Source organism: Salinivibrio sp. MA607, assembly GCF_001996245.1.
Classification (GTDB): Bacteria; Pseudomonadota; Gammaproteobacteria; order Enterobacterales; family Vibrionaceae; genus Salinivibrio; species Salinivibrio costicola.
Window position 1 is genome coordinate 72156 of the sequence record NZ_MUFJ01000005.1, and the last position, 20568, is coordinate 92723.

The 20568-nt window shown below is 49.7% G+C and carries 16 protein-coding genes, 3 tRNA genes and 1 pseudogene; 5 read left to right on the forward strand and 15 right to left on the reverse strand.

Features of this window, described 5'->3' with window-relative positions:
• Nucleotides 1–43 precede the first annotated feature (43 nt).
• Entirely contained in the window at nucleotides 44–2509 is a 2466-nt protein-coding gene (locus BZG81_RS03945; RefSeq protein WP_077676788.1) for a DEAD/DEAH box helicase family protein, read from the reverse strand.
• 55 nt (nucleotides 2510–2564) lie between these two features.
• Here BZG81_RS03945 and BZG81_RS03950 point away from each other — a divergent pair, with 55 nt between their 5' ends.
• The 5 genes from BZG81_RS03950 (at nucleotide 2565) to BZG81_RS03970 (ending at nucleotide 7359) form a co-directional block, all read left to right on the forward strand.
• The gene (locus BZG81_RS03950; RefSeq protein WP_241827347.1) at nucleotides 2565–3122 is read left to right on the forward strand and encodes a class I SAM-dependent methyltransferase; all 558 of its coding nucleotides are present in this window, start codon (nucleotides 2565–2567) and stop codon (nucleotides 3120–3122) included.
• Nucleotides 3123–3322: 200 nt separating this feature from the next.
• Nucleotides 3323–3634, forward strand: a complete 312-nt coding sequence (locus BZG81_RS03955; RefSeq protein ID WP_131826426.1) for a hypothetical protein — start codon at nucleotides 3323–3325, stop codon at nucleotides 3632–3634.
• Between the two features lie 479 nt (nucleotides 3635–4113).
• Nucleotides 4114–5862 (forward strand): formate--tetrahydrofolate ligase, encoded by a 1749-nt coding sequence (locus tag BZG81_RS03960; RefSeq protein WP_077676791.1) that lies wholly within the window; start codon nucleotides 4114–4116, stop codon nucleotides 5860–5862.
• 138 nt (nucleotides 5863–6000) lie between these two features.
• A complete protein-coding gene (locus BZG81_RS03965) occupies nucleotides 6001–6474 on the forward strand; it encodes an NYN domain-containing protein (protein ID WP_077676792.1) in 474 nt (157 codons plus the stop codon).
• A 60-nt stretch (nucleotides 6475–6534) separates the two neighbouring features.
• A complete protein-coding gene (locus BZG81_RS03970) occupies nucleotides 6535–7359 on the forward strand; it encodes a Cof-type HAD-IIB family hydrolase (protein WP_077676793.1) in 825 nt (274 codons plus the stop codon).
• Between the two features lie 136 nt (nucleotides 7360–7495).
• Here the strand turns inward: BZG81_RS03970 and BZG81_RS03975 are convergent.
• The 14 genes and pseudogenes from BZG81_RS03975 to hutI all read right to left on the reverse strand — a co-directional run bounded on the left by BZG81_RS03975 (nucleotide 7496) and on the right by hutI (nucleotide 20491).
• A tRNA-Val gene (locus BZG81_RS03975) sits at nucleotides 7496–7572 on the reverse strand.
• A 13-nt stretch (nucleotides 7573–7585) separates the two neighbouring features.
• Nucleotides 7586–7662: transfer RNA gene (locus tag BZG81_RS03980), tRNA-Val, on the reverse strand.
• A 64-nt stretch (nucleotides 7663–7726) separates the two neighbouring features.
• Nucleotides 7727–7803: transfer RNA gene (locus BZG81_RS03985), tRNA-Val, on the reverse strand.
• A 147-nt stretch (nucleotides 7804–7950) separates the two neighbouring features.
• Nucleotides 7951–8955 carry a DUF3080 domain-containing protein gene (locus BZG81_RS03990; RefSeq protein ID WP_077676794.1) on the reverse strand — a complete coding sequence of 335 codons (1005 nt, stop codon included), beginning with the start codon at nucleotides 8953–8955 and terminating at the stop codon, nucleotides 7951–7953.
• A 107-nt stretch (nucleotides 8956–9062) separates the two neighbouring features.
• The gene (locus BZG81_RS15895) at nucleotides 9063–9851 is read right to left on the reverse strand and encodes a methyl-accepting chemotaxis protein (RefSeq protein WP_443216216.1); all 789 of its coding nucleotides are present in this window, start codon (nucleotides 9849–9851) and stop codon (nucleotides 9063–9065) included.
• A 48-nt stretch (nucleotides 9852–9899) separates the two neighbouring features.
• Nucleotides 9900–11096: pseudogene (locus BZG81_RS15900) on the reverse strand (FIST signal transduction protein); the annotation flags it as partial.
• 195 nt (nucleotides 11097–11291) lie between these two features.
• A complete protein-coding gene (locus BZG81_RS04000) occupies nucleotides 11292–12662 on the reverse strand; it encodes an MATE family efflux transporter (RefSeq protein ID WP_077676795.1) in 1371 nt (456 codons plus the stop codon).
• Between the two features lie 260 nt (nucleotides 12663–12922).
• A complete protein-coding gene (locus BZG81_RS04005) occupies nucleotides 12923–13126 on the reverse strand; it encodes a CPXCG motif-containing cysteine-rich protein (protein ID WP_021023665.1) in 204 nt (67 codons plus the stop codon).
• A 136-nt stretch (nucleotides 13127–13262) separates the two neighbouring features.
• Nucleotides 13263–13916, reverse strand: a complete 654-nt coding sequence (gene hxpB / locus BZG81_RS04010) for a hexitol phosphatase HxpB (RefSeq protein WP_021023666.1) — start codon at nucleotides 13914–13916, stop codon at nucleotides 13263–13265.
• A gap of 35 nt (nucleotides 13917–13951) precedes the next feature.
• The gene (locus BZG81_RS04015) at nucleotides 13952–14821 is read right to left on the reverse strand and encodes a fructosamine kinase family protein (protein WP_077576020.1); all 870 of its coding nucleotides are present in this window, start codon (nucleotides 14819–14821) and stop codon (nucleotides 13952–13954) included.
• 136 nt (nucleotides 14822–14957) lie between these two features.
• Entirely contained in the window at nucleotides 14958–16490 is a 1533-nt protein-coding gene (gene hutH, locus BZG81_RS04020) for a histidine ammonia-lyase (protein ID WP_077460498.1), read from the reverse strand.
• 10 nt (nucleotides 16491–16500) lie between these two features.
• Nucleotides 16501–18189 (reverse strand): urocanate hydratase, encoded by a 1689-nt coding sequence (gene hutU / locus BZG81_RS04025; protein WP_077576018.1) that lies wholly within the window; start codon nucleotides 18187–18189, stop codon nucleotides 16501–16503.
• A gap of 2 nt (nucleotides 18190–18191) precedes the next feature.
• Entirely contained in the window at nucleotides 18192–19244 is a 1053-nt protein-coding gene (gene hutG / locus BZG81_RS04030) for a formimidoylglutamase (protein ID WP_077676796.1), read from the reverse strand.
• Nucleotides 19241–20491, reverse strand: coding sequence for an imidazolonepropionase (gene hutI, locus BZG81_RS04035; RefSeq protein ID WP_077676797.1), 1251 nt, complete (start codon nucleotides 20489–20491; stop codon nucleotides 19241–19243). The genes hutG and hutI overlap by 4 nt, the downstream gene beginning before the upstream one ends.
• Between the last annotated feature and the right edge of the window lie 77 nt (nucleotides 20492–20568).

Consider the following 20568-nt stretch of genomic DNA (forward strand, 5'->3'; position numbering starts at 1 on the left):
GTGTACGGTATAAACCGAGGAATGGTTTGGTTGGGGGTTTTGGTTACTGCTTTCCACGCTGGCTATAAGCCGTAAGTAAGTAGTCAATAAGTTCTACTATCGCGTGACCTAGTACTTCGGTATCTTCCTGTCTAACTGGATGGCTGAGTACAAAGTGATCTTTTTCGATTCGAAACCATGCTGGTGCAGTTTTCGTCTCCTTAGTGAAAGCAGCTATCGGATTATTTTTCCAATAAGCTAACCAAGCGGCAGAATTTGCAGGCTCTTCTTTCACTTTCGCAAGGATGTCGCGCTCAGCAAGGTGAGGGTAATGCTGCAACAGAGACCGGCTTTTTTCTGCTAATTGTCTCAGGCTTGGGGGCGTACTTAGGCCATCGAGTGCTATAAAAGCCTGCAATGTTATCGCTTTAAAGCATTTGGTCATGCTTGTTTTTTGCACGCCCTGTCGCAGAAATTCAAAATATGGGATTAGCTTCTGCGTTTCTTTGTCATCTTTCTCGTGAGCCGCCACCAGTTCAAACCAGCTACCGTGCTGCTTATCTGCCTTCTTAAGGCTTTCGTACTCATGATAAAATTCTGCTGCGGTCGGTCTATGTCCCAGTTTTTGTTCCAGGTAAAGCAAGTCTTGTAAGGCTGTAGTGCGCTGTTGTTCTGCTAATTTATGCCAGAAATCGGTCACTTCAAGGTCGAAGTTGGTATAACAGCCTTTCGGAAGTTCAGGTGATTTAATCTTCTTAATGGCTTCCCGGATATTTGAGGTTCCGAGTAAAGCCATAGGCTTCAATAGGAAGCTGTGATGGTTACCGATAAAGTCCATAACAACCAGGTGAGTTTTATTATCTGCTAATCGTAAGCCACGACCTAGTTGCTGCAGAAAAACAATCTTAGACTCGCTGGGGCGCAACATCATTACAGTGTCAATGCCAGGTAAATCAACCCCTTCATTAAACAGGTCAACGGTGAACAAGACTTTCAGTTGTCCATCTTTTAGCATGGATAGTGCTTGATTTCGGCGCAAATGTGATTTGCTATGAACGGCGGCAGATGTGACGCCATGACGATTAAAATAAGCTGCCATATAATCGGCGTGCTTGGTGGAGATACAGAATGCTAGAGTACGTTCCTGAGTGTACTTCTTCCAGGTTTCAAAAGCATGTTTTGCTCGATTTTGACTGGCAAACTGATATTCCAAAGCTTCTGGATCAAACTTACCATTACGCCAAGGAATCGAGGTGTAATCGACATACCCATCCCAGATCCCATAGTAATAAAAAGGCACCAAAGCGCCACTATCTATGCCATGAACCAGATTACGCTCAAATACAAGGTTGTTATCACACAGACTCAGGATATCGGCTTGATCACTTCGCTCCGGTGTTGCGGTAAGGCCAAGCATAAATTGAGGTCTGAAGTAATCGAGTAAGGCGCGGTAGATTGGTGCACTCGCATGGTGAAACTCATCGACTACAACGTAATCAAAATGATGCGGATCAAACTGAACTAGATGTTCTTGTTTCCCGATGGTCTGAATGGATGCGAATAAACAGTCAGCATTTTCCTGACGTACTTTGCTGGCGTAAAGTCCCGTGCTGTAGTGGGGGAGTAGCTGAGAAAAGGTATCTTGAGCCTGTATTAAAATTTCCTCCCGATGAGCAACAAATAAGACGCGTTTAGCCTGTATTTGCTGCGCATCAAAAGCACTCAGCCACGTTTTGCCCATTCCTGTCGCTAAGACAACCAAACCCCGAAGATACCCCTGCTCTCTAGTGTCAGCCAAAGCCTTTAAAGCGACTTCTTGGTCTGGTCTTGGATAAAAAGCGTCCTTTTTCTCTGAAGGAAAAAAGTGAGTAATTTGAGGCGGTTCTCGTCGTGCAATATAGTGTTGCACCCATTCAAATGTGAGCTCGGCGGTTTGATGGTGATGGAAAATATGATCAAATGCCTCACGTATACGGTAAAACTGATTTTGACTATCGTTGTTGTCCGCAATGAGATCATAGCGTAAAGCCCACTCATGGGCGCTAGTCAATGCTTGTTGACTGAGGTTATTTGAGCCGATGAAAGCGCAGCCCTCTCTTTGTTCATTGCAGATAAAAATGTACGCTTTCATATGAAAGCCATCATTAGGTTGACACTGATAGATTCTTAACTCGCCCCCGGGCAGACTGAGTAACTGTTCTAGTGCTTTTGGATCGGTGATGTGTAGATAGTCAGATGTCAATATCTTGAGGCTTGCTCCTCGTTCAATCGCTTCATGGAGGGCATCGAAAATCAGGTTAAGACCGCTACGACGGATAAAGGATACCGTTATTTCTAATTCACTGGCATGGTTGATAGCATGGAGTAGTTGAGGTAATAAGGGCTGTTGCAGTCCGGTCGTGAGAACATCCGGATGTTGAGTTAGACTTGAAACTTTTTGTCCTTGCACTGAGCTATATCCTGTTAACGACGAGCTTATCAAAATGGATGACCGAATAATGACATACTGTAATACAGTTAAATCTTCCATTCACTACTATAACGAGCATGCCGACACTTTTATAATTACAACTCAAGAGGTTGACATGAGGAATCTCTATCAGCAGGTGATTCCATCGTTATCAGCTGGAGGTGCCATTCTTGATGCCGGTTGTGGTTCTGGACGTGATGCTCTGAATTTTAAAAAAATGGGGTTTGACGTTGAGGCATTTGATGCAAGCAAGGCCATGTCGGAAGCGGCATCGCAACTTGTTGGGCAGACTGTACATTGTTGTACATTCATGGAGTACACCACTCAAAGGCAGTTTGATGCTATCTGGGCCTGCGCAAGTTTGCTCCATGTCCCGTACAAAAAATTGCCAGCAACCTTTAATCATCTAAAACAATTTCTCTCACAAGAGGGAAAATTTATAGTGAGCTTTAAATACGGTGACTCCGAGCGTCAACAAGGAGAACGTCACTTTACGGATATGAATGAAGAGCGTTTTGACCAAACTATCCGAGATGCTGGTGGTTTAACTATAGAAAAAATCTGGCTTACATCAGATAATCGGCCGCAAAATGTAACGATGTGGTTCAATGCTATATTGGTTAAGTCCGAAGAGGCCACTATTCAATGCCATAGAATGATGCCGAAGATATAGTGCCCAGAAAATCGCCCTTCGATTGGGCGTTTTTTAGCTGTAAGCTTAAACGGCATCGATAGACAACAGAGCCGGCTCAATGGCATAGCGATTCGTCCAATCCAACCCCCATCACAGCTTTTGCAATAACCCTAATATTTTTGTTTCTAAAACAGCGGGTTAGATTTTATCCTGTCTAGCAAAGTATTATGGATAGCGCGGTGAAAACCATTGCTGAAAGCGATCAAGAATGTCAACGCATGGCAATCACCTCGGCTGACACTGGCAAGCGAATCACCGAAGTCAGAGACCATTTACCATGCGGAAGCTTGCTGCTTTTCATAACCATGTCAGGTGCGTTAGCGAGTATTGAAGCGGCTTTAATGACTAAAGCTGCTGATGTCTCAATTAGCGTAGTCGCTAGTCGAGCCGTAGGAACAACATTAGCAGGTGTCACAGCTTCTTTTTATGCTGGGGCGATTATTGGTTTCAGCGTTGAGAGCGTCAACAAGAGAGACGTCATACAGTGGTGAAGAGCTTAAAAAAGCTTTTCAAGAGCTTGGTTTTGCGGATAATGCTTTACGCCAACCAAACAGCCACAACTTGCTAAGGAATCAATAACCATGCGCCGACTAAAGGATCGATCGTTATTAATCCTCGTTGCATTGATCGCAGCGGTAGGTGCTTATGCCTTTTGGAACACGTTAGGGGAGTTCGCGTTAATAATCTTCCCACTTATCGCGCTATATGCCTACGTGGTGGAACGGCCGAAGTTCAAACAATGATTTTTCGTGTCAATAAATACCCTCATAGTAAACAATACAGCGACCCAAGTTGAGACAGCGAATATTGAACTTGTTCCCTCGCAGGAGCATGGGAACGAGCAGGAACATTCCTCTTCTCGATTCGCCTATTAGTTGTGATATTCTTTCGCTTTACAACGGTCATTTTAGCGGTATCATTTTCACGCAAACGTTTACGTGATTATTTTATACTCTATTGAGAGGGTTTCATGCTATCTGATGTCGAAATCTGTCGTAACACCACACTGACTTCCATTTCTACCATTGCCAAGCAAGCCGGTTTGCTTGAAGCAGAGTTTGAAACCCAAGGCAGCCACAAAGCCAAAGTCTCTCTCAATTGTTTGAAGCGCCTCGCGCCTAATCAAACTGGCAAGTTGGTCGTGGTTACCGCTATTACCCCAACGCCGCTGGGCGAGGGTAAAACGGTGACCACCATCGGCCTGGCGCAAGGGTTAGCGAAACTCAACCAATCCGTGACCGCTTGTATTCGTCAACCTTCGATGGGGCCGGTATTTGGGGTAAAAGGCGGCGCGGCTGGAGGCGGTTATTCACAAGTGGCCCCGATGGAAGAGCTAAACCTGCACTTAACCGGTGATATTCATGCCGTCACTGCTGCACACAATTTGGCCGCTGCCGCGATTGACGCGCGCATCTATCACGAGCAGCGCTTGGGCTATGACGACTTTGAAGCTCGAAGCGGACTAAAAGCGTTAAACATCGATCCGAATCGCGTGGTGTGGAAGCGGGTGATGGATCATAACGATCGCGCCTTGCGCATGGTTACTGTGGGCAAAAATGAGCCGGGAAAAACCATTAATGGCTATGAGCGAGAGGGCGGATTTGATATCTCAGCCGCTTCTGAGTTAATGGCGATTCTGGCGCTGGCAAGCGATCTTCGTGACTTACGTCAGCGCATTGGCCGCATTGTGTTGGCTTATAGTCATGCCGGTGAGCCGATCACGACCGAAGATTTGCAAGTGGCGGGGGCGATGTCGGTAAGCATGAAAGCGGCAATTGAACCCACGCTCATGCAAACCTTAGAGGGCGTGCCGACGCTAATTCATGCCGGCCCCTTTGCCAATATTGCCCATGGTAATTCGTCGATTATTGCCGATAACATTGCCCTTAAGCTGAGTGATTACACCGTCACCGAAGGGGGCTTTGGCTCAGACATGGGATTTGAGAAGGCATGCAACATCAAAGCGCAAGCATCCGGTAAAGCACCAGACTGCGCGGTGATTGTGGCCACATTACGTGGCTTAAAGGCCAACTCAACGCACTATAACTTTTTGCCTGGGCAACCACTACCAGAATCACTTTTTGTGGATGATCATGAAGCATTGGTGGCAGGGTTTGAAAACCTGAAGTGGCACATCAACAATGTAAATCAATATGGTGTGCCGGCGGTGGTCGCAATCAACCGTTTCCCGCAAGATAGCGATGCTGAGCTTGCGACATTAAAAGCCATGATCGAAGCGTTACCCAACCAGGTACAAGTTGCCGTCAGTGAGGGCTTTGCTCACGGCGGCGAGGGCACGCGTGAACTGGCAAAGAAAGTCATGGCTCAATGTGCCGCTCCTTCGACCTTTAGGCCTTTGTATTCAGCCGATCAATGCTTAGAAGAAAAGCTGATGGCCGTGGCTGAAGTCGGGTACGGTGCAGGGAGTGTCACGCTCAGTGATGTTGCTAAGCAGCAGCTGCAACAATTTAAGCAACAAGGCCTTGATGATTTAGCTGTGTGTTTGGCGAAAACGCCGCTGTCAATTTCAACGGATGGCACGATTAAAGGCGCGCCGCAAGGGTTTGATGTACCGATCCGCGAGTTGAAATTGTGTGCCGGTGCCGGATTTGTCTATGCCTTATGCGGCAATGTGATGACCATGCCCGGATTGCCGGAAAAACCGGCGTTTATGAAACTTGACCTCGATGATGAGGGTAATATTGTTGGGTTGAGTTAATGGTGCCCCTCGCGAGAGCCGCTGTTATCAGCGGCTTTTTTGTTTTTGCTAGACGCGGCCACGTTTGTGATTGTCGTCACGGTAGCGTGATGTGGTATCCTCTTTGGCTTCAATTCTCCCACCGACTGTGAGCCTGACTTGAAAAAAATCGCGGTTTTTGTCGACGTTCAAAATATCTACTACACCACACGCCAAGCCTACGGGCGCCAGTTTAACTATCGCCAGTTGTGGCATACGCTGAGCCAAATGGGTGAGGTGGTTACCGCGTATGCTTATGCCATTCGTCGTGATGATGATCAGCAAATCAAATTTCAAGATGCATTGCGGCACATTGGCTTTACCGTGAAGCTCAAACCTTATATTCAACGCGCCGATGGTAGCACCAAAGGCGATTGGGATGTGGGCATTGCCATTGATGTGATGGAAGCTGCGTCGGATGTCGATACCGTGGTTCTGCTCTCTGGTGATGGCGATTTTGATTTGCTGATGAACAAAATTCGCGAGCGCTATCATACCGAAGCCTTCGTGTTTGGAGTGCCTGCGTTAAGTGCCAACTCCCTCGTGAATAGCGTTGATCGCTTTATTCCCATTGACGATAGCTTATTGCTGTAGAGCCGATTAAGGCTGAGGGAATCCATTCCGTTTTGAATTTGATGTTGAGGTAAGTTGACGATGTACAAATTAATCGCCCTAGATATGGATGGCACCTTGTTAAACAGCGATAAAGAAATATCGGCTGAAAACAAACAGGCCATTGCCCGCGCGCGTGACAAAGGGGTGGCCGTGGTGTTGGCATCTGGCCGTCCGCTTGAAGGCATGCAACCTAAGCTGGATGAGTTGGATATTCATTCAGATAAAGACTTTGTGCTGTATTACAACGGCTCGATGGTGAAAAACGTGGGGACTGACGAGGTGATCTTGCAAAAGGGGCTAGACGGTAAAGCTGCCAAAGCGCTCGCTCGACATGCTGAAGCATTAGGTGCCTATGTGCATGCCTTTAGTACCGAGCACGGATTGATCACCCCTGCGCTCAACCCGTATACCGACATTGAGGCCAACATCAACGGGCTTGATATCACCGTGATGGATTTCGAGACTCTAAGCGATGATCACCCCATTATTAAAGTGTTGATGGTGGCGGAGCCAAGCAAGTTAAATGAAGTGATCAGTGCTTTACCCGCAGCGCTGCGCGAGGAGTTTACGGTGGTGCAAAGTGCGCCCTTCTTCCTTGAATTTCTAAACCCGGCAAGTCATAAAGGGGCGGGGGTCGCTGCAATTGCAGAACACTTAGGTATTCACCCCGACGAAGTGATCTGCATGGGCGATGCAGAAAATGACCATGCGATGTTGGAATATGCGGGTCTTGGAATTGCCATGGCCAATGCGATGGAAGCAACCAAGCAAATCGCGGATTATATTACCGAAAGTAACGATAACCACGGTGTCGCTAAAGCAATCAAAAAGTTTGTCTTAGCGGTAGATAGCTCAGTGGCATAATTGTAGGTTACAAGTTAAAAAGGCTTGTTAGAAAGCAGGCCTTTTATATCTACGTAAACATATACATGACGTTTATTTTTTATGCGTCGCAAGGGAATATATCAAGATACTAAAAAAAGAAGGGGATAATTTGAAGTGGTGCGTCCGGGCAGACTCGAACTGCCGACCCCCGCCATGTCAAGGCGGTACTCTAACCAACTGAGCTACGGACGCGTATTTCAAAATTTGGTGCGTCTGAGTGGACTCGAACCACCGACCCCCGCCATGTCAAGGCGATACTCTAACCAGCTGAGCTACAGACGCATACCATTTTTTTAGAACAGCCACCGCGATGTTGAAGCGATTGACCATTTGCTATCAAGCCAAGTGGTGCGTCCGAGTGGACTCGAACCACCGACCCCCGCCATGTCAAGGCGATACTCTAACCAGCTGAGCTACGGACGCACAGTGCTTGAAAGCGGGGTGAATAGTAGCGAGTTCATCTTTATCGCGCAAGCGCTTCAACGCATATTTTTGTACATTCGCGTTTGTTTGGCGATTTGATCATCAAAGTGGCGATATTTTCGCTTTTTCAGTCGCTTCGCTACGTCGCTATTGCCCCAGTTTGACGTCACAGCGTTGAAAAAGTTGCTGCCATACATCTGCATGGTGCTTGATCGCGTCTTTGTATTGGCGGTAAGCCTCTCCCTGCCAATAGGCGTTTTTATACGCGCTAAACGCATCCGGTGTTTGCAACGTAGCAAAACGGGTCAACGCTGGCGCAATATCACGATAAAGGCCATCGACACGGGCTAAATACGGCTGAACATCGCCGACGTAAAATTTATAAAACACGGTTTGTAGGCGCTCTAGGCGGGTCGTATCAAAATTGCCGCCACACAGGACTTTTTCTTGGTGATTGGCGATCAGTGCACTGGTTTGGTTAAGCCAAGCGGTGTGATAGCTCAAGCTAACAAATAGGGCGCCAAGAATGCGTTGCTTTTCAATGCTCTCTTGCCAGTCGGTGACCGATTCGTTGGCTACCGGGTGGTGGTTGAGTAAATGGCTAAACTGATCAATGGTGCTGACGGCATTACTATGTGCGGGAAGATCAATGGGGAGTGTATAGGCCGGTAAACTCAGCTGCCCGCGCCAGGCATCACTATCAGCCAAGGTATTCCAGATTACGGTGTCGCGCTGTTGGCGTTTCAGTGCCAGTGCCTGTTCTAACTCAGTGTGAATGCTCGGATCTTTGACTTGCGGTAAACACCGTTGGGCGGTGTCAATAAAATTGAGTTCGTAATCGAGTTGGCGAAAGCGATCGGCGACTTTGCCGAGGGATGAGTTGCGCTCGGCGATAAGATTAAACAAGCCACACTCACGCAGCTCGTAGGCATCAAGTACGCCCATTCGTAGTGCTTCAAGTGGCTGGACTAGATCGCGTTTGCGTGGCAACGGCGGCACTGCTGGAGTGGTAAAGTCGGGCGTCGGTGCATCAAGCACATTGCCTAAACGTTGGTAATAATCAGCCATCATGTCTTTGGCCGGATCGTCAGATTGGCACCCACCTAATCCGAGTAAGGTAACGAGCAGTAAGGTTGTTTTGAGTCCGCGCATGGTTTATCTCGTGGCTAAGCTCTTGACGTATCAATCATACCATTTACGCAGGCGATCGGATGAACGATCGCCTGGTTGAACGTTACCTGTGTGCATGCGTTAAGAGCTTACTCCGCGACTTGTTGGCTTTGGGTGAGCGATAAAATGGTAGAAAGCTCCTTATCAATGGCTGTCATGTCTTGCTGTACTTGTTCAATATTAGCAATGCTTGACTGAATACTTTCGGTCGCTTGTTCAGACAGGCTCAGTAGTCGTGTGACTTCATCGCTTAACCCATCAGCAGAGTACTGGACTTTATCCATTACCTCGAGGGTCAGCCCAATCACATGGCTGATCTGACCAATGGCGCTGTTGACATTTCTCACTGTCTCTCCAGTGGTACTAAGGCTATTTTGCGTATTTTGCGATAAGTTACGGACTTCATCAGCAACCACAGCAAAACCGCGCCCTTGCTCGCCTGCGCGTGCGGCCTCTATAGCGGCGTTTAATGCCAATAGATTGGTTTGCTCGGCAATGCCATCAATCACTTTTAAAATTTCTTCAATACGGCTGGCGTTCACACTCAGGGCGTCGGTGTGGGTTTGTAGATCTTGGCTTTGCCCGTGTTGTTGTTTGACCTCGTTAGCAAGTGTTGAAAACTGTTGTTGGACAGCTTGGAGAATGTCTGCGCTCTCGGTGGCGTAGTCGGCCACGCCGCTGTAACTGTCCAACAGTGATTGTAGTAGCGATTTGTAGCGCGAAAGACGATCGATGCTGTGCGATTGAAGCGCCGAAAGTTTTTGTAAGCTATTAATTTGTTTTTGGGCGTTGTAGCCACGGTAATCGGCATAGTGAATGGCAAATTGATCGGCAAAATCATCAGCAAAAGGCTCGTTGGGTGCGACGCTATAAAGCATGAGTGCGGTCAGTGTCTGGTTTTGATGTACTCCTAATAGCTCACCAAAGGTTGAAAACCCGCCAACGCTAGGGATGTTATCAAAGCAGGTGACGCGCGCTAACGAATGGCTATTGTTGACCCGGCGCAAGATACAGTCGTTGGCTAGCATAGCAAAAGGACGGCGTGGCTTGTCTTTTAGGTGTCGTTGATAATCTTGCGCGGTGGTTTGAGCGAAATCTTCCGCCTTCATTAGGTACAGGCTATCGCCAAAATCAAGATCACAAAAAAAGTGTAGGGCGCCCTGTTGGTGATCAATCGCAGCGATTGAGCGAATATAAATATGCTCGCCAATTTTTACGCCAAACGTGTAGCCGTTTAAGTGCGATTCCAGCTGATCAGCCTGGCAGTTAAAATAGTCGCATAACGCTTGTACCGGAGAGATTAATGCGGTGCTGTTAGGTGCAAATACATCGGTGACAACGCGGGTCGCAGGATCGCCCTTGGCAATATCGAGGTGGAAGTGAGTCGGTTTGAAGTTATGGCTATTCATGATGCCATAGCGGATACCGGGGGCCAACTTGATAAAAGCTAGCGCGGCATGGTTATCGAGTAGTTTACCGTTGAGTGCTAACTTGGCTGCATTGAAATCCAGGGTACCGCCGGCAGAGCCACCCATAAAGTAGCAAGGGAAACGGCGGGTGGCATAAAGGGCCTGCATAAAGAAGTTCTCTGAACCACTAAGACCATCAAAAAAGGTGAGTGCGACTGTGTCTTGGGCGTCGACAGGAAAAGGCACCCTGAGCTGTTGCAACGAACGTGTGATTTTTTCTATTCGTGCCTTGGGCGATAAGGTCGGTGTACCGCGTTTAATGTCTTCACAATGTAAGGGCACGGTCGCTGCGCTGACAGATTCAATGACATTGTCGCCATAACTTTGCAAAACAATGTTATCCCATTGCCCGTCTGTAGTGTGATACAGCGAAGAATGCCCACCACCCAGTTCGCCGGCTGTCATTATGGTGATCAGAGTTTGGCAAAAAGGCATCGCGGCTTGGAGTTTTTGGGTTGTTGCTTCAAAGGGTAAATGTGGCGAGATAAAAGCCAGTACCAAGGGTGTTTTACCATGAGGGCAAGATAAGGCCGATAGCGTGGTTTGATTGATAGCGCGGCTACTCATACACAATGAATGAACAAAAGGCATAGAGTTCGGCGATTGTGGCGAGGCTTTATCTGATAATGGGCGAGATTTTAGGAATTCAAACATAAACAACTCTACGATAATGTGACCGGTTGCCACGTATTTTGTCTGGGAATAAGGACAAACTATACGTGGTTTAGTGGTGCGTGCGTAGCGGTTGGGTTTGATCTATCACGCTGTTTTATATGTTTTTTATATCAAATTAATAAAGGCGTGACCGGTGTCACCCTGCCAGCGAGCGCCGACAGGGTGGCAAGGCATTCAGCGTTCTGACATGGCCAGTTGGAATTCAGGAGATTGCTGACGCAGCCAGCGTAGGCGTAACCCGAGCAGTACCGCAGCACTGGATAAGCCAATGATGATGCCTATCCAAAACCCATGCGCGCCCATGGCTGGGACGAGCCAATCTGTCATTCCGAGTACATAGCCAAGCGGCAAGCCCAAGCCCCAGTATGCGATCAGAGTGCGCTGGAAAATGGCACGCATATCTTTGTAGCCACGCAGGGCACCAGCCGCGACCACTTGAATGGCGTCGGTGATCTGATATACCGCGGCCAATAACATCAGTGATGACGCCAACGTTGCCACGTCTGGATTATCGGAATACAGGGCGATAATTGGATCGCGCAGCCAAACGGTCAGTAGCGCGGTAATAACGGCTGTGCTCACCCCCAGCCAAATCCCAATTTTGGCGGAGTTGCCTGCTCCCTCGGTGGTGCGCTTGCCCAGCAGGTGGCCGACACGAATACTGACGGCGACACCCAAACTCATGGGTAACATGAAAATCATGGTGGAGAAGTTAATGGCCACTTGGTGCGCTGCGACGGTAATCGAGCCAAGAGGTGCGATTAAAATGGCAATCGCCGCAAATAAGGTCACCTCAAAAAACAGCGAAGCAGCGACTGGGAACCCGAGTCGAAAGAGGCGGATTTGCTCTTTGAATGCTGGCGCGTAAAGCGAGGCAAAAAGCTGAAGACCACTGAGTTTTTTGCTCACTGCCACATATAACGCCATAAGGATAGCCATGATCCAATACACCAACGCGGTAGCGACACCGCACCCCACGCCGCCGAGCTCTGGCGCGCCGAGTTTGCCGTATACAAACATCCAGTTGAGTGGAATGTTTGCCGCAAGCCCGATAAAGCCAATGACCATTGCGGGAATGGTGAGCGACATTCCCTCGCATAAGTTACGAATGGATTGGAACACCAAGAAAGCCGGTACCGCCCAGATTACCGCATGTAAGTAACCGATGGTTTTTTCAGTTAGCGCTGCTTCCACATCCATGAGATTAATAATAAAACCGGCTTTATAAAGAATAAGCCCAGTGGGTATGCTCAACAGCAATGCCATATACAGACCTTGCTGAAATTGAAACGGGATCGCAGTGGCTTTGCTCGCCCCATTAAGTTGCGCAATCATAGGGACCATGGCCATTAGCAGGCCAATCCCAAACAAGATTGCAGGCATCCATATACTCGAGGCAACCGCTACGGCGGCCATATCGGTGGCGCTATATCCGCCCGCCATGACGGTATCGACAAACCCCATCGAGGTTTGCGCTATTTGGGCAATAAAAACAGGCACACTGAGCCGAATAATGGCTCTTGCTTCATCATGGTATTGCTGCACGTTGGCCTCAACATGTTTAAGTGAAAGGGAGGGAGGAATCGATTGCGCGCAATTATACGTGCCAGGAGGCGCGAAAAGGAAGCAAAAGCCGTGTCAATTTTGCATCCCGAACGAGAGCAAACAATGATGACACCAAGAATAGCCCACCAAGACAATGCGACCCTGATACGAGTCGCGTCGGTTAGCTTTGTGTTTGCACTTGGTGATAACGTTACACTGATTTATGGCGCTGCATTCAGTGGGCGTTATAGGGTGCGTGGCTAAAAAATTTGCTCGTCATCCGCATCGACAAATAAGTTAACGGTTTTATGTAACTCGTCGATTTGCATGTTGTAGTGCACCGCATTACAGCAGTTGGGACAATCTTCGTAAAACTCTTGATTGCCGCCACTGAGATCCAGTGTGAGATCAATACGGTGTCCACAGTGCGGGCAGCTTACTAGCCGGTCAGTTATATCATCCATCGTCACAGCCCTTCTTTTATGACAAAGCGGTTACTGCCAGTATAGATGAGGATCGTAAGATGGATAAATGATGGACGTTGTTCTAAGAGGTGGCATTAACTACTGTACGCGCTTAATGCCACCCAGGAGACGATCGCTACAGCGACGAAAGATTATCCGCACTAAAAGCTTTTAGGCTGGCAAGCTTTTGATCGGCAATCACAAAGCGAGGATCTTCCCACTCATGCGCGGCCGGCACCACAATGGTTTTCATCGAGGCGGCTTTAGCCGCAAGTAAGCCGGTAAAGGAATCTTCAAAGGCGACGCAAGCGTCGGGCTCGACGCCCAAGGCGTTAGCGGCATTAAGATACACTTTAGGATGGGGCTTACCGTATTTTAAATCCCCCGCCGACTCGACAATTTCAAATGCGTCGCTAAGCCCTAGCGCATCCAATGTCGGATGGATTAGGGTCAGTGGAGACGATGAGGCCAGACCGATTTTTAAGCCAGCTTGACGGCAAATTTGCAACGCGTCTTTAACGCCGGGCATCATGGGTTTTTCATCTTTAACCAGCTCAACCACGCGTGCGACGATTCGCGCTTGCACGTCAGCATTCGATGGCCCCTGCCAAGGCTGGGTACGTGCGTAGTGTTTCACAATTTCATCAATCCGCACGCCTGTGGTATCACGCGTATCTTGTAAACTGATAGAAACGCCGAGCTCGGTCAATACATCAATTTGCGCCCGTTGCCAGAACGGCTCTGAGTCGACCAATAGGCCATCCATATCAAATATTGCGGCAGATAACATCGCCAACCTCTATCTCAGTGTGTGTGTCTGGCATCCTACACCGTGAGTGTGAGTTTTGTCAGCAATTGTTCGGCTTGTGCAAGGTAGGGGCCGCCGAATAAATTGACATGGTTGAGCACATGATAAAGGTTATAAATATCTTTTCGTTGTTGATAACCCTCGTCTAATGGCCATTCAGCCTGGTAGCCGTTGTAAAAGCTTTGCGGGAAACCGCCGAATAGCTCTGTCATGGCGATATCGGCTTCGCGATCGCCCCAATAACAGGCCGGATCAAATAGTACTGGGCCGTTGACGGATAAACCGACATTGCCTGACCACAGATCGCCATGGAGAAGTGCAGGTTTGGGGCGATGGTTAGCCAGTTGCGCTTTGACGCCGTGAATGATGGTATCAATGTCGCCCAAATGCAGTGATTTTTCCGCTGCTAGTTGTAGTTGCCAGCCAATTCGTTGCTCAGCAAAGAAGTGACACCACTTGCGGTGCCAGCTGTTTCTTTGTTCGCTGGTGCCGATGAAGTTATCGTCATCGAATCCGTATTCGACTTGCTCCCCCCAGCGGTGATGACGCGCCAGTTGCTGACCGAATAAATAGGCTTGAGTATCGTCGAGCGATTTAATGGGTAGGAAATTGAGTACCAATGCTGCACTGTCTTTTACCGGCCCGACAAAATACACCCGCGGAACATGAATGTGCTCACTCATTGCCAGTTGGCGCAGGCCTTCGGCCTCGGCCTCAAACGCGGGCAGACATTCTCGCTGGTTGGTTTTAACGAAAAAGCGCTGCTCGCCCCCATCGCTAATGCAATAGGCGTCGTGGATGTCGCCACCGCCGATGGCGGTTTTTTCTCTGATCTCAAAATCAATATCGAGCTGTTCGGATAAATGTAGAGACAGTGCATGCCACATAAGCGACTCCGTTACATCGAGGTGAGGGGAGGTAACTGCCTACATATTAGTCTATTTTAGCTTTAGTGTTCTGTGGAGATGGCGGCAAATTGAATAAAAAACGGCTCATAAGGAGCCGTTTTTGCGGGTAAATACTTTACAGGCTAGGGAGTAAGCCAGAGGGCATTAGTCGGTTATAGGTACCGGTTTGCACCAGCGCATTGGCCTTTTCGATATCAGGCGCAAAGTAGCGGTCTTTATCGTAAAACGGCACCACGCCGCGTAACTCGGCTTTGGCTTGCTCTAAGCGCTGAGAGGTTTTATTGGGCGCGCGAAAATCAATCCCTTGGCTGGCCGAAAGTAGCTCAACGGCCAAAATGCCGCGGGTGTTGGCACTCATGTCATGCAAGCGACGCGCAGCGAAAGTCGCCATGGAGACATGATCTTCTTGGTTGGCAGACGTGGGCAAGCTATCGATAGATGCCGGGTGAGCCAAAGTCTTATTTTCGCTTGCCAGTGCAGCAGCGGTGACTTGGGCGATCATAAAGCCGGAGTTGACCCCGCCGTTGTTGACCAAAAATGGCGGGAGTTTACTCAAGTTGCTATCAATCAGTAAGGCCATGCGGCGCTCTGATAAGCTGCCGATTTCGGCAATTGCTAGGGCTAAGTTATCCGCTACCATTGCGACCGGCTCGGCGTGGAAGTTGCCGCCGGAAATAATATCGCCATCGTCTGGGAACACGAGCGGGTTGTCAGATACGGCATTTGCCTCGGTGGTGAGCACGTCAGCGGCATGGCGAATTTGTTGCAAGCACGCGCCCATCACTTGTGGTTGGCAACGTAATGAGTAGGGGTCTTGCACTTTTTCACAATTTTGATGGCTGTTGCCAATGTCGCTACTTTCGCCCAGCAAGTGACGATAAGCGGCAGCGGCATCCATTTGCGTCTGATGGCCACGCACGGCATGAATGCGTGGGTCAAACGGCCGGCGGCTACCAAGCGCTGCCTCTACCGATAATGCGCCACAGACAGTGGCCGCGGCGTATAAATCTTCGGCTTCAAACAAGCCTTCAAGCGCAAAAGCAGTAGAAGCCTGCGTGCCATTGAGCAGCGCGAGTCCTTCTTTTGGTCCAAGAGTGATGGGCGATAGGCCCGCAATTTTGAGTGCAGCCTCTCCAGAAATGACTTCCCCTTTGTACCGGGCTTGGCCTTCGCCGAGCAGTACTGTGCTCATATGCGCCAATGGTGCAAGATCGCCCGAGGCGCCGACTGAGCCTTTTTTGGGAATGCAAGGATACACCTGGTGATTAACCAGCGCTGCCAGTGCTTTTACGACTTCGAAGCGGATCCCGGAGTAGCCGCGCGCCAAGCTGGCTACTTTCAGTACGATCATAAGACGCACGGTGGCATCATCCATAAACTCGCCAATACCAGCGGCATGAGAGAGCACGATTGAGCGTTGCAGGGTTTCTAAATCGTCTAATTCAATCCGAGTATTAGCCAGCAAGCCAAACCCTGTGTTAATGCCATATACGACGCGGTCTTGAGCGAGGATGTCAGCGACGGTGTCGGTACTGGCTTTCATGGTGGCTTCAATGCCATCCGCAAAAGCAATCTGTACAGATTCACGGCTTACTTGCCGCAGTTGGGAAAGGGTGAGTTCGCCCGGTTGTAATGTCAGTGTGGTCATTTTGCTCTCCTTAGCGCAGCGGCTGGTTAGGTAAATCCAGCAGCGGCAGATCGAGTTGTTCTTCTTTGGCGCAATCAATGGCAATGTCATAGCCGGCATCGGCATGGCGCATCACCCCGGTGGCCGGATCGTTTCTGAGTACTCGCGCCACTCGTTGATGCGCATCGTCGGAGCCATCACACACAATCACCACGCCTGAGTGCTGAGAAAAGCCCATGCCGACACCGCCACCGTGGTGCAATGATACCCAGGTTGCACCGGATGCCGTGTTGAGCATGGCGTTTAGCAATGGCCAGTCTGACACGGCATCAGAGCCATCCAGCATGCCTTCGGTTTCACGGTTGGGACTTGCAACTGAGCCTGAGTCAAGATGATCACGGCCAATGACGACCGGCGCTTTGAGCTCGCCATTTTTTACCATATCGTTAAAGGCAAGCGCTAAGCGTGCACGATCTTTGACCCCAACCCAGCAGATACGGGCAGGTAAACCTTGAAATTGAATACGTTCTTTGGCCATATCAAGCCAGTTGTGAAGATGCGGATCATCAGGGATCAGCTCTTTCACTTTTTGGTCGGTTTTATAGATATCTTCTGGATCACCAGATAACGCCACCCAACGGAACGGACCAATGCCTTGACAGAATAACGGACGAATATATGCCGGTACAAATCCTGGAAAATCAAAAGCATTATTGACACCGACTTCTAGCGCCATTTGACGGATGTTATTGCCGTAATCCAAGGTTGCAGCGCCGCGTGTTTGCAGATCGAGCATCGCTTTAACTTGTACGGCCATCGAGGCTTTCGCGGTTTTGACTACCTCGGCTTCGTTGTCTTTACGCTGTGCCGCGGCTTGCTCCATGGTCCAGCCTTGCGGCAGATAACCGTTAAGGGGATCGTGGGCCGAGGTTTGGTCGGTGACCACATCGGGGGTGATATGACGTTCCACCAGCTCTGGGAAAATATCGGCTGCATTGGCCAATAAGCCAATCGACACGGGCTTGCCTTGTCGTTTTGCTTCTTCAATCATGCCGAGTGCTTGGTCCAAGGATGTCGCTTTGCGGTCGACGTACCCCGTACGTAAGCGGTAATCGATGCGGCTTTCATCGCATTCAACCGCAATCATAGAAAAGCCTGCCATGGTCGCGGCGAGTGGCTGCGCGCCCCCCATGCCCCCCAGACCGCCAGTTAAGATCCAGCGGCCTTTGGCGTCGCCATTAAAGTGTTGTTTCGCCACCGCGACAAACGTCTCGTAGGTGCCTTGCACAATGCCTTGCGAGCCAATGTAAATCCAGCTGCCTGCCGTCATCTGGCCGTACATCATCAGCCCTTGCTTATCGAGCTCGTTAAAATGTTCCCAGTTTGCCCAATGCGGGACCAAGTTGGAGTTGGCAATCAATACACGTGGCGCATCTTTGTGGGTGGGGAAGACACCCACCGGTTTGCCGGATTGCACCAGCAAGGTTTGATCGTCGTTCAGGCGTTTTAGTACCTCGACAATCTTGTCGAAACATTGCCAATTGCGGGCAGCTCGGCCAATGCCACCATAGACCACCAAACCATTAGGATGCTCGGCCACGTCAGGGTGTAGGTTATTCATCAGCATACGAAGCGGCGCTTCGGTTAACCAACTTTTTGCATTAAGCTCAGGCCCGGTAGGGGCTTTCACGGTGCGTGAATCGAAACGTGGGTCCGTCATGGTTATTCTCCTTGATCGTTGATGGGGTGCGAGCCTGCTTGCTGCGGACAAGATTGATGCGGACAAGCTGTGTGAATCATGGTCCACGCCATACGCGCGGCTAAGCGACTGGTTTGCTGGTCGCGGTCATAATGGGGGTTTACTTCTGTGATATCGCAAATAGGGACGGGAATGTGCTGCTTCTGCGCAACGGTGAACAGGTGCCGAATTAACGGCTCAATCACCGCGACTGGCACGCCGTAAGCTGCAGGGGCGCTCACTCCAGGCGCGACACTAGCGGGAAACACATCCATATCGACAGTAAGATAGAGATAATCACAGCCTTGAATAAACTGGGTTAATCGCGCTTTTAACGCCGGTAATGCGTCTACCTGCATATTGATATCTTCTTCTACCCAGCAATGGCGTTGCTCGGCTTTATCGAACAGCGCTTGGGTATTGCTGGTGCGGCTTACGCCAAGGCAGGCATAGTGGAATGGCCAACCTTTTTTGTCACAATATTGGGCGATTTGTGCGAAGGGTGTGCCTGAGCTGCCGGCGTGACTGCGCCCTTGTGGCGTGCGCAAATCAAAATGGGCATCAAAGTTAATAATACCAATCTTAGGCGGCTGCGCGGGGTCGTTGACACGGGAGTGTGTCAAATGACGGGATAAGCCCTGAAAGCTCGCCCATGCAGTTTCATGGCCGCCGCCTAGGGTTAAGACCCGGTGCTGTGGCAACGAACGATGGATTTGCTGACTTAATCCTTGCTGGGCCAATACCAGATCTGCGTCATCACATACTACGGTTCCGCCATCATAAAGCGGATGGCTGTTATGCCAGGCGAGGTTTGCCAGTGCTTGTCGCAGCGTTTCAGGGGCAAGGGCTGCACCGAGGCGGCCTTGATTACGCGCTACTCCTTCATCGCAGGCAAACCCATAGATCACGACACCTGGCGGCTGTTCGACGCTGTTATCGTAGGCGCTGATGGTTTGGTGCAAACGCAGACCGCGCTCCCCATCTTCTGGATCAATACGTCCTTGCCACACGGTCATATCAGCAGGAAGATGTTTCATTCTTGATTCTCCTGGTGGGGCGTGCTCTGCGGAGTCGGTGTTGCGGGATACCAGACCCCGTTGACCACTCTTCCGACTAAGGGCGCCGTGCCGACCATATAACTGAGCTCGGCTGGGGTGTCGCACTGCCAAACGGCAAAATCGGCATCAAACCCAACCGCGATTTGACCTTTGTTTGTTAAGCCCAGTGCTTGGGCGGCATGACGGGTGACGCCGTAAAGGTTCTCTTTTGGCGTGAGACCAAATAAGGTGGAAGCCATGTTCATCATGAGCGTCAATGAGGCAAAGGGCGAAGTGCCGGGGTTGAAGTCAGTGGCGAGCGCCATGGGGACATGATGTTCACGTAATGCTTCAATCGGTGGTATTTGGGTTTCACGTAAAAAGTAAAACGCGCCGGGAAGCAGGGTTGCCACAGTGCCAAATTCGGCCAAAATCTGGGTGTCAGCCTCTGACAAATACTCAATATGATCCACCGAGTAGGCCCCGGCTTTGGCCGCCGCCACACTGCCGCCCAGGTCGCTTAATTGCTCGGTATGGGCTTTAATGTTGAGTCCATGAGCATTGGCCGCCGCATAGATTTTTTCAGCTTGATCGACGCTAAAGGCAATGTTTTCACAGAACACATCCACGGCGTCAGCAAGCTGTTGCTCCGCCGCGGCCGGGATAATGGATTGACAGATATGCGCAATATAATGATCCGCATCGTGTTGATATTCCGGCGGTATAGCATGAGCGGCGAGCAAGGTCGTAGAGACATTCACGGGTAAATGCTGCTCGATAGCTTTCGCCACCCGAAGCATTTTTAGCTCATCCTCGAGGGTTAACCCATAGCCTGATTTAATTTCAATTGTTGTGACACCGTCACGCATTAAAGCTTCGGCACGTGGCAAAGCGAGGGCAAGTAATTCTGCGTCACTCGCCGCCCGCGTCGCTTGCACTGTGGAGAGAATTCCGCCGCCTTGTTTAGCTATGGTTTGGTAAGGCACGCCATTGAGGCGCTGCTCAAACTCACCCGCGCGATTGCCCGCAAAAACAAGGTGAGTGTGGCTATCAATGAGTCCGGGTGTCACCAATCTTCCGTTTAACGACTGCTTCGGCCAGTCAAGCTGCTCGGCATCTTGGCCAAGTGCAACAATTTTGCCGTTTTCAACCGCAATCGCGCTTAGGTCTTGGCATTGGTAGCCGTCGCTATTGTGGATATCGCTGGCCATCGTGACCAGTTTTGCATCGGTATATAGGTGTCTCATGATGATGGCCTTACCGCTTATTAAATGTCTATACAAATGTATAGACAAATAAAGTGGCAGACACAAGAAGAAATGTA

Excerpts from the sequence above, each read along its gene's own strand:
- hxpB (WP_021023666.1), bottom strand. The coding sequence starts at position 13,916 with ATGTTATCTGCCGCAATATTTGATATGGATGGCCTATTGGTCGACTCA.
- BZG81_RS03970 (WP_077676793.1), top strand. The coding sequence starts at position 6,535 with ATGTACAAATTAATCGCCCTAGATATGGATGGCACCTTGTTAAACAGC.
- BZG81_RS04015 (WP_077576020.1), bottom strand. The coding sequence starts at position 14,821 with ATGTGGCATGCACTGTCTCTACATTTATCCGAACAGCTCGATATTGAT.
- hutG (WP_077676796.1), bottom strand. The coding sequence starts at position 19,244 with ATGAAACATCTTCCTGCTGATATGACCGTGTGGCAAGGACGTATTGAT.
- hutI (WP_077676797.1), bottom strand. The coding sequence starts at position 20,491 with ATGAGACACCTATATACCGATGCAAAACTGGTCACGATGGCCAGCGAT.
- BZG81_RS03990 (WP_077676794.1), bottom strand. The coding sequence starts at position 8,955 with ATGCGCGGACTCAAAACAACCTTACTGCTCGTTACCTTACTCGGATTA.
- BZG81_RS03945 (WP_077676788.1), bottom strand. The coding sequence starts at position 2,509 with ATGGAAGATTTAACTGTATTACAGTATGTCATTATTCGGTCATCCATT.
- hutU (WP_077576018.1), bottom strand. The coding sequence starts at position 18,189 with ATGACGGACCCACGTTTCGATTCACGCACCGTGAAAGCCCCTACCGGG.
- BZG81_RS03950 (WP_241827347.1), top strand. The coding sequence starts at position 2,565 with ATGAGGAATCTCTATCAGCAGGTGATTCCATCGTTATCAGCTGGAGGT.
- BZG81_RS04005 (WP_021023665.1), bottom strand. The coding sequence starts at position 13,126 with ATGGATGATATAACTGACCGGCTAGTAAGCTGCCCGCACTGTGGACAC.
- BZG81_RS15895 (WP_443216216.1), bottom strand. The coding sequence starts at position 9,851 with ATGCTTTATAGCGTCGCACCCAACGAGCCTTTTGCTGATGATTTTGCC.
- hutH (WP_077460498.1), bottom strand. The coding sequence starts at position 16,490 with ATGACCACACTGACATTACAACCGGGCGAACTCACCCTTTCCCAACTG.
- BZG81_RS03960 (WP_077676791.1), top strand. The coding sequence starts at position 4,114 with ATGCTATCTGATGTCGAAATCTGTCGTAACACCACACTGACTTCCATT.